Origin of the sequence: Streptomyces alkaliphilus (assembly GCF_014141535.1) — a bacterium.
Lineage (GTDB): Bacteria > Actinomycetota > Actinomycetes > Streptomycetales > Streptomycetaceae > Streptomyces > Streptomyces alkaliphilus.
The window spans coordinates 1-8,465 of sequence record NZ_VKHT01000113.1; the positions used below are offsets into that span (position 1 = coordinate 1).

At 71.0% G+C, this 8,465-nt stretch carries 8 protein-coding genes; 1 reads left to right on the forward strand and 7 read right to left on the reverse strand.

Annotation, left to right across the window (positions count from 1 at the left end):
- Window positions 1-785: caspase, EACC1-associated type (locus tag FNQ90_RS06280; protein ID WP_182605355.1), on the reverse strand; the 785-nt coding region annotated here is incomplete at its 3' end.
- The gene (locus FNQ90_RS06285; protein WP_182605356.1) at window positions 782-1,219 is read right to left on the reverse strand and encodes an effector-associated constant component EACC1; all 438 of its coding nucleotides are present in this window, start codon (window positions 1,217-1,219) and stop codon (window positions 782-784) included. The genes FNQ90_RS06285 and FNQ90_RS06280, both read right to left, overlap by 4 nt.
- Before the next feature lie 473 nt (window positions 1,220-1,692).
- Between FNQ90_RS06285 and FNQ90_RS06290 the strand changes: the two genes are divergently transcribed.
- On the forward strand, window positions 1,693-1,974 hold the full coding sequence (locus FNQ90_RS06290; RefSeq protein WP_323379804.1) for a site-specific integrase: 282 nt from the start codon (window positions 1,693-1,695) through the stop codon (window positions 1,972-1,974).
- A 386-nt stretch (window positions 1,975-2,360) separates the two neighbouring features.
- Here the strand turns inward: FNQ90_RS06290 and FNQ90_RS06295 are convergent, their stop codons facing one another.
- From FNQ90_RS06295 to FNQ90_RS06315, 5 genes are all read right to left on the reverse strand, one after another.
- On the reverse strand, window positions 2,361-3,758 hold the full coding sequence (locus FNQ90_RS06295) for an aspartate aminotransferase family protein (RefSeq protein WP_182605357.1): 1,398 nt from the start codon (window positions 3,756-3,758) through the stop codon (window positions 2,361-2,363).
- Complete coding sequence (locus FNQ90_RS06300) at window positions 3,755-5,173, reverse strand: methylaspartate mutase (RefSeq protein WP_182605358.1); 1,419 nt, start codon at window positions 5,171-5,173, stop codon at window positions 3,755-3,757. The genes FNQ90_RS06295 and FNQ90_RS06300 overlap by 4 nt, the downstream gene beginning before the upstream one ends.
- On the reverse strand, window positions 5,166-5,603 hold the full coding sequence (locus tag FNQ90_RS06305) for a cobalamin-dependent protein (RefSeq protein ID WP_182605359.1): 438 nt from the start codon (window positions 5,601-5,603) through the stop codon (window positions 5,166-5,168). The genes FNQ90_RS06300 and FNQ90_RS06305 overlap by 8 nt, the downstream gene beginning before the upstream one ends.
- 40 nt (window positions 5,604-5,643) lie before the next feature.
- Window positions 5,644-6,861 (reverse strand): fatty acid desaturase, encoded by a 1,218-nt coding sequence (locus FNQ90_RS06310; protein WP_182605360.1) that lies wholly within the window; start codon window positions 6,859-6,861, stop codon window positions 5,644-5,646.
- Between the two features lie 38 nt (window positions 6,862-6,899).
- Window positions 6,900-8,465: pyridoxal phosphate-dependent decarboxylase family protein (locus FNQ90_RS06315; RefSeq protein WP_228470912.1), on the reverse strand; the 1,566-nt coding region annotated here is incomplete at its 5' end.

Here is an 8,465-nt window from a genome sequence, read left to right on the forward strand (position 1 = left end):
GGGGGCGACGCCGCGGGATTGGCGGTGAGCACGAGCCCGCCGGAACCGTCTCCGGCCTGGCGGCGGGGGAGCGGGCCCTGCCGGTCGCGAAGGGAGCGGAAGAGGTAGTCGTAGGCACCGTCGAGGGTCAGCAGGCGTGCCCCGCGAGGGTCGCCCTGGTCGAGCAGCCTGATCAGCTCGCCGGTCAAGGCGGTGTGTTCGGCGTGCTCGGGGGCGAGGGCGAGCTGTTCGGCGGAGGCGAGGAGATACATGCCCTGTACGGCGGGCAACTGGTGGAGGGGGGAGCGCGCCGGGGTATCCGCACTGAGCGGGCCGACCGCGCGCCCCGAGTAGCAGCAGTCCAGCATGACCACGATGGACGGTGCCCGGCACAGACTGAGCGCCTCGCGCACCGAGGTGAGCGACAGTGCCTGGTGGGCGGCCATGCCGGGGGTGAGCCGGCCGGTGCCGCGGGCGGCGAAGTACAGCTCGTCGCCGGGCCCCAGCAGGCCGTGGCCCGCGTAGTAGAGGAGCAGCGCGGATTCGGCGCGCCGCGCCTCCTCGGTGATGGCCGCGGCCATGGTCCGTGCGTCGGGAGGGTCGATGAGGACCCGTAACCGGTCGTCGGTGACGCCGCAGCGAGCGCGGAGGCGGTCGGCGAGTGCCGTGACGGTGCGGGGCACCGCGGGCACCGGTGGAAGGTCCGGGCCGTCGTGGGTGCCGGTGCCGATGAGGAGCACCCGGGCACCGGGCGCGGCGAGCGCCGCGGTCTTCGGCGTGCGGCCCGGTGTGGGTCCCGGCGTCATGTCTGCTCCCGGCCGGGGTCCGGTGCGGCGGTCGCCCCGCCCGGTTCCAGGGCTCGGACAGTGGTGGCGATCAGCTCGCGTACCTCGGGCTCGGCGAGCCCTTGGACGCGGGTGGCGGTGAACTCCAGGGAGGCGCCGTCCGCTCGCTCCAGCCGCACGGTGACGTCGCCGCGTCGGCTGCGCAGCCAGGCCACCACCGCGGTGACCAGGGAGCCGGCCACGCCGCCGGAGCCCAGGGCGATGGCGAGGCCGTCCAGCACGGGACCCAGCGCGCCGGGTGGGGGCGGGCTTTCGCGGGGTGAGACGCGGCCGCGCAGCCCGGGCTCGTCGGCGAGCCAGGACCGCAGTGCACGCGTCGCGTCCTCGGCGGTCGCGGCCGACGAGGCACGCACGGCCCGCAGCGTGACGGTGGCCGTCCCCCCTGGTCCACTCATTTCGGCATCCCCCGGTCCCGGCACCCGCCTCAATTCCCCGGGCGGGCAACGACGTTGAACGGAATCGTGCGCTCTGGCGCCGGTTCACAGAGTAGACCGGAGCGGGCTTCCGGTCACCGGGCCGTGAGCAGGCCCGGCGGCGACCATGCCGGTCCGATACCTCCGCGGAGCGCTTCCGGGACATGGGCTCACGGCCCTGGCGGGAGCGGTGAGCCCACCCCCGCTCCACCCGACGACTGCCTTTCGAACGACACGGAAGCTCCTCCACGTTCAGCATCAAGAACACCCCATGCCCGCACGCACGTCATACCCGCACCCGCTACCCCGGACTCGACCGACACCCCCGCCCGCAAAGCGCTTCCGAACGTGAGCGACGCGGCCGGGTATCTCCGCCTCTCACCCCACACGCTCCACGTCCGGCGCCACCGCAGCCAGGGCCCGCCGGGCTTCCGCACGGGCACCGCGGACGCGTCGTGTACGGGCCGGAAGCCGTCCCGGTCGCGGCGGGTGCGATCGCCCCGCCGGGGGAGAGCGGTGCCAACGGCGCTCGCGTGTGGGAGTCGTCCCGGGAGCACGGTTTCCACGCCCTGCGCCACTTCCACGCCTCCGAGGAGTTGGAGGCGGGAGAGTCGGTCGTCTCCCCGGCACGGTGGTCGGGGCACTCCGACCCCGGGTTCACGCCGCGGAAGTACTCCCACTTCCCGCCCCGCGCCGGCGCACGGGGCAGCGCCGCCATCGACGCGATCCTCGCGTAGCCGGGGTCGGCCCGCGGGGCCCGGGGAGCGTGGCTCCCGGCCCACCGCGGGACCGAAGCCCCGGGGAAGTCCCGGGGATGCCGCCGCTGACGGAGGACCCCTCGGTCCCACTCGACGTGGGGCAGCACGGTGGGGTCGGTGCTCTGCATGGGGTCGGCCTTACTTCTCCCCGGTAACGGACGGAGCGCTTTCGCTCCCGCGGGGATGGTCCTGGCGCACTCCGGCCACGGCCGTCCCGACCGAACGCGCCCATCCGACGCGCGCCGCCGGCGTGCTGCGCAGCGCGGTCGCGCGGTGGGCCCGGCGCATCATCGCGCGGACCACGAACGGATGGAAACGCCGTACGGCCGGACAGCGGCCCGGGACCGTCCCGGGCGGGGCGGCGTTCAGACGGTGTACTTGTCGGCGTGCCGGAGCGCCGCGTCGAGGATGGCCAGGCCCTGCCACGCCTCCTCCTCGGTGATGCTGCACGGAGGCACCACGTGGATGCGGTTGTAGTTCCACACGGGGTACATCCCGCTTTCCATGCATGCCGCGACCACCTCGTCCACGGGGCGGGCCGCGGCTCCCCCGGCGGCATACGGCACCAGCATTTCCCTCGTCTCACGGTTGCGGACGAGTTCCACCGCCCAGAAGACCCCGAGCCCGCGCACCTCGCCGACCGAGGGATGCCGTTCGGCGATCTCCCGCAACCCGGGGCCGAGCACCCGCTCCCCGATGCGCGCGGCGTTCTCCAACATCCCCTCTTCGCGCATCACGGTGATCGTGGCCACGGCGGCGGCACAGGCGAGCGGGTGACCGGAATACGTCAGTCCCCCCGGATAGGCACTGTCGCGGAAGGTCTCGTGGACGGCCTCGGAGAGAAGAACCCCGCCGAGCGGGACGTAGCCGGAGTTCACCCCTTTGGCGAAGGTGAGCAGGTCCGGCGTCACCCCCCAGGCGTTGATGGCGAACCACTCCCCGGCGCGACCGAATCCGGACATCACCTCGTCCGCGATGAACATGATCCCGTGGCGGTCGCACAGTTCCCGGACGCCGGCCAGGTAGCCGGGCGGGGGTACCAGGACGCCCGGGGTGCCGACGATGGACTCCAACACGATCGCGGCGATGGTGTCCGGACCCTCGAAGGCGATCACCTCGGCCAGATGGGCCAGGGCACGCCGGCACTCCTCCTCCTCCGTGGTCGCGTGGAAGTGCGAGCGGTAGAGGTAGGGCCCGAAGAAGTGGGAGACGTTGGCCGTGGTGTTGGCCGAGTTCTCATTGGCCCAGCGTCGGGGGTCCCCGGTCAGACTGATCGCGGTCGAGGTGCCGCCGTGGTAGGAGCGGTAGGCGGACAACACCTTGGGCCGTCCCGTGTGCAGCCGGGCCATGCGCACCGCGTGCTCGTTCGCGTCGGCTCCGCCGTTGGTGAAGAAGACACGGCTGAGCTCTCCGGGCGCGATCTCGGAGATGAGTCGCGCCGCCTCCCCGCGCTTGTCGTTGGCGAACGTCGAAGCGATCATGCAGAACCGGTCGGCCTGCTCTTTGATGGCGGCCACCACCTTGGGGTGCCCGTGCCCGATGTTGGTGTTGATGAACTGCGATGAGAAGTCGAGGTAACGCTTGCCCTCGTAGTCCCAGAAGTACCGCCCAAAGGCCCCGGCGATCGGAATGGGCGCCACGTCGCCCTGTGCCTCCCAGGAGTGGAAGAGGTGGGCCCGGTCATCCGCGACGACGCGGGCCCCCGTCGCGGGTGAGGGGATCCCCTCGGGCGACCGGGTGATCGACAGTCCTTCGGTGGTCATCGGTTACCTCTGTTTCCATGGGCCGTGGTGAACACGTTCTCTTTTTCGAGGAAGTAGTGAATGTCGGCGTCCGCCGCCTCCAGGAGGGTTCTGCCGGGAGCGCCGGACCGCTCCAGACAGGCGGCCTGACGGCGGCGCACGGCAGGGGAGAAGGGCAACCCTCCGCACTCGGCGTAGCGGATGGCACCGGATCGATCACGCCGGGGCACGATGTGGGACCGGGCGTGGACGCTGGCGCTGAAGGGGATGTCGAGGGTTCCCTCTCCGAAGCCCGCCTCGATTCCCGCGAAGAGGTCCGGGGCGCCGAGCACCGGCTCCACGATCTCGGTGACCTCCCGCTCGATCCAGTGCTGTTCCTCGGCGATCCGGTCCTCATCCAGCCGCACGAAGTCCAGCATCTCCGAGGCCCCCAGCGCGGTCATCCGGATGCCGTCTGCGTTGACCGCGGCATCCGGGATGCCGTAGGCCTCCTGGACCGTCTTGCTGATGACCTTGGTGGCCCCACCCAGCCGAGCGGTCAGGCCTCCGTGGAGGATCAGCAGTCCGGCGAACTCCGGTGTCCGGGGGAAGACACCCATGAACTCGTGGAGCACGGGATACACCTCGACGTCTTCGTCCAGGTACCGGGCCGCCAGGGATCGGATCGCACGCAGGGCGGCGACATCCTGGTGGATCTCCCCGCCCTGCGGGTAGGAGACGGACAGGCACCGGACCCCCTCCCGGACTGCGGCAAGCCCTTCCAGCAGGGTCATGGCCAGGCTGACGGACGGTGGGACGAGGACGGCGGTCAGGGTTCCGAACAACTCGCGGTCGATCATCACCCCGGCCTCGGCCAGCGTTCCGCACACCGCGTCCACCCGCTGCCAGGCGCGAAGCGAGTGCCCGAGCGAAACGTCCTTGGAGTACGGAAGGTTGTAGCCGATACCGCCTCCCTCGAAGGAGGTGATGCCCGCGGCCATCGCCACCGCGAAGAGTTCCCGCGGGTCCGGGGAGCCGTGCCGCACCTCCAGTGGCACGGGAACCGACCGGATGAGTTCCCGCACCCGCTGCCATCCGTGGGCCACCAGGGGATAGCCGTTGAGGCCCGTGGGGTCGGTGCGCAGCAGGGTCGACGCCACGTCGAACCGCCGCAACCGGGTGTGGGAGTCCACCGTGACGGACAGAATGGCCGGACCCGCCTCGTTCAGCGTGCGCAGCAACTCCAGCATCTCCGGATGACCGCCCACGCCGCAGCGCGGCTGGACGGCGGGTCGTCCGGTGCGTTCGGCCTCACGCAGGACATCGCACACGAACGGTGTCGACGTACGGTCCGCACCGAACTCCCGCAGGGCGCGGAAGTTGGCCAGCGTGTCCCGCGGGCCGGGCAGTCGTGCGGCGATCTCCGACGGGAGACCGAGATCGTCCGTGTCAGCCATGCTGCGGCTCTGCCACCTTCGTGGCGCGCAACATGTCCAACAGCAACACGATCCGGGAGGCGTCGGTCAGGATGTGGTCGACGCCCAGGTCGAGCAGGCGTCTGCGGTCGGAAGAGCTCTTGCGGCTGCCGACGGATATGTTGCCGCCGACGATGACCGGTCGGCCCAACCGCCCTGCGGCCCGCAGAGCCGGGAGGCCCTTCAAGTCCTGGTACGCGTGGCCGTTGAGGCTGCCGATCAGCACCGCCTCGGCCCGGGGGTGGAGGTCGAGGGCGTCGGCGAACTCGCTCAGCGGTGTGCAGACCCCGAGGTTCACCACCACGAAGCCCTGTTCACGGAGCTGCATGCCGATCAGATGGTTGGCCACCGCGTGGGCATCGCTCTCGGCCACGCCGAGAATCACCAGACGGGCGCCCGGGGACGCGTTCATAGCTCTCTCTTCACAACTCTGCGGGATACGGTCACAGGGGTCAGTCATCGAACGCCGCGAACAGTTCGCGATGGCTGACCTCCGCCAGCCGGTCGGGATGGAACTCCTCCGGGTCCGCCGCGCGCAGTGAGTCGAAGACGTGGTCGATGGCGGGCACGAGACCCCAGACATGGTGGTACGGGGGCCATCCGGGAGTACCGCGGACATGGTCGTCCTCCCGGGCGAAGAGGTAGTTGGCCCACTCCCTGCTCATGGGGTGCCGATGGTGGAAGTCATGGACCACCGTGTCGCCTGTCAACACCAGATACCGTGCGGGGAAATGGACCAGCAGCATCCTGGCCCCCCACCGGAACCACGCTGCGGCGCGGCGTCGGGTCGGGAGGTCGGGGGACGGAGCGGTCTCACCGATGAAGATGGCATTGGTGAGGCCCGCGAAGTACTCCCTGCCCCTGCGGGGCGCCTGCCCGGGGGCCGGGAAGGTGTGCTTCACACACAGCCGCAGGACGTTCACGACCTGGTAGAACAGAGTCATCGGCAGCACCCAGGCGACCAGCAGGAAGAGCCAGAAGTCCAGCCACAGGGAGAGAAGGAACAGGGCCGTCAGCCCCACCGCCGTGCCCACCCGCCAGGCAGGGGTCGCCGAGTGGAAGTAGGAGCGGACCCGGGCTGCCAGAAAGCGACAGTGGAACCGCCCGGAGACCAACTTCCCCAGGACGGTGCGCCACATCCGGCGCCGACTCATGCCCGGACGCAGTTCCAGGCTGACCAGGAACGCCTGGACCGTGGGGTCCCGCAACGTCATGTGGTGCAGGGCGTGGTGGTCCCTCACGTGCTCGTCCCGGTAGCGGCCGAAGTCCTGGATCAGGAGCACCGCCGCGATGATCCGGCCCAGCAGGGTGTCCGCCCGGCGCCGCCCCCACATGTTCATGTGCGCGCATTGGTGGTAGATCATCATGCGCAGGTTGCGTGCGCCGTGCAGGGTGACCGCCCAGCCGGGAAGCAGGAGCAGGAGGTACCAGGACGCGGCCGAGAGGGCCAGGGCGCTGAGGGTCAGCCCGACGATCATCGAGACGACCGCGTTGGTCAGGTGGCCGGTCGGGGTGTGGTGAAGGGGCCGCTGGCCGGCGTGCGGCCTGCCCGTCAGCAGGGTGAGTGGAAGCTCGCAGAACCGCGGTAGTCGCCGCATCGATTCACGGACCGGGTCCGGCCCGCCGGCGGAAGGTTCGACTGTTCGCCAGGAGTCGTTCAGCTCGTGCATCACTGTCCTTTCGCGGGCAGAGTGGGCCGCCGGGTGGGTCAGGAACCGGACGCGGACGCTTCCATCGCGGCGGCGGTGGCCGCCACCTCTTCGAGTACGGAGTCCAGTTGGGCGGGAGTGGTGTCCGGGTTGAGCATCATCAGCTTCAGGAAAACCCGGGTGCTGCCGTCCGGCCGGGCGATGTGGGTCCGGGCGACCAGAGCCCGCCCGGTCTCCATCAACCGCCGTCGCAGCGCCCCGTTGAACGCGTCGGGGTCGAGGCCGTTCTCGGGGAGGTACCGGAACAGGACGGCGGTCAGCGGCGGCCGGGCCCCCAGTTCCATCCGGGGGTGGGCCTCGATTCGTGCCGCCGCGTGCCGGGCCAGGCCGTGACAGGTGTCCACCATGGCGGCCATGGTCTCCCTGCCCAGCGTGCGCAGGGTGACGGCGATCTTCAGGGCGTCGGCTCGCCGGGTGGTCTGCAACGAGGTGTTCTGCAGGCCGATGTAACCCGCGCAGGTGTCGTCGTCCGCGCTGAGACAGGTGGTGGCCTGCAGTCCGAAGGAGGACATCGCCCCGGCCTCGCGGACCAGGAGGACCGCGGAGGAGGCCGGGCTCCAGCCGAACTTGTGCAGGTCCACGGTGACCGAGTCCGCCTCGGACAGTCCGTCGAGCATGGGGCGGAGCCGGGGTGAGAACAACGCGCCGGCTCCGTACGCCGCGTCGGCGTGCAGCCAGACACCGTATCGGCGTGCGATATCGGCGAGTTCGGGAAGAGGGTCGACGATGCCCAGGTCGGTGGAGCCCGCGACAGCCACGAGGACCACCGGTATCCGACCCTCGGGACATTCCCGCAGGAGGCGCTCGGCCTCCCGGGGGATCATACGGCCGGTGTCGTCGACCGGCACCGTCATGATGTTGTCCTCGCCCATGCCCAGCAGCCGGGCCGCGCGCTCGATGGAGAAGTGCACCCCCTCCGGGCACAGGGCCACCGGCTGCATCCCGATGGCGAACAGCCCCTCCCGGCCCGGGGACCTGCCCGTCCTGCGGGCCATCACGGTGTCCCGGGCCATGGTCATGGCCATCAGGTTGGAGAGGCTGCCCCCCGGTGTCAGGGTGCCCCCGGCCTCGGTGGGCTCGTACCCCACCAGCTCGGCCATCTGCTCGATCATCCATCGGTCGAGCTCCAGGGCGAACGGGCCGCTCTCCCAGGCGTGCAGGGACTGGTTGAGGACCGAGGCCACCAGTTCGGCCGCCGCCGCGGAGGCGACCGGGGGCGGCTGCATCCGGGCCAGCGCGGCCGGGTGGGTGATGTCGACCGCCCCTTCCGCGTACGGCCGCACGAGGGTCTCGAGGACCTCCTCGACTTTCTCCCCCCGAAGCGGCAGCAGGGGGCCGGCGAGAGCTCGGCGGGCTGCGGCCCGGGTACCGTTCGGCCCGCCGGGCGCCACGGGGCCACTGCGCGAGGCGGAGGTCTCCCGGAGGATGTCCAGGGCCGCGTTCACCAGCGTCCGAACGTTTTCCAGCCCTTCCCGGGTGCCTGCGGGCTGGTACTCCGGCCCGGGCGCATGAGCGGTCATGGGGAGCTCCTTGTCGGTCGAGGGGCGGCCGGGGTGCCGCAGGGG

Excerpts from the sequence above, each read along its gene's own strand:
- FNQ90_RS06285 (WP_182605356.1), bottom strand. The coding sequence starts at position 1,219 with ATGAGTGGACCAGGGGGGACGGCCACCGTCACGCTGCGGGCCGTGCGT.
- FNQ90_RS06295 (WP_182605357.1), bottom strand. The coding sequence starts at position 3,758 with ATGACCACCGAAGGACTGTCGATCACCCGGTCGCCCGAGGGGATCCCC.
- FNQ90_RS06300 (WP_182605358.1), bottom strand. The coding sequence starts at position 5,173 with ATGGCTGACACGGACGATCTCGGTCTCCCGTCGGAGATCGCCGCACGA.
- FNQ90_RS06305 (WP_182605359.1), bottom strand. The coding sequence starts at position 5,603 with ATGAACGCGTCCCCGGGCGCCCGTCTGGTGATTCTCGGCGTGGCCGAG.
- FNQ90_RS06310 (WP_182605360.1), bottom strand. The coding sequence starts at position 6,861 with ATGCACGAGCTGAACGACTCCTGGCGAACAGTCGAACCTTCCGCCGGC.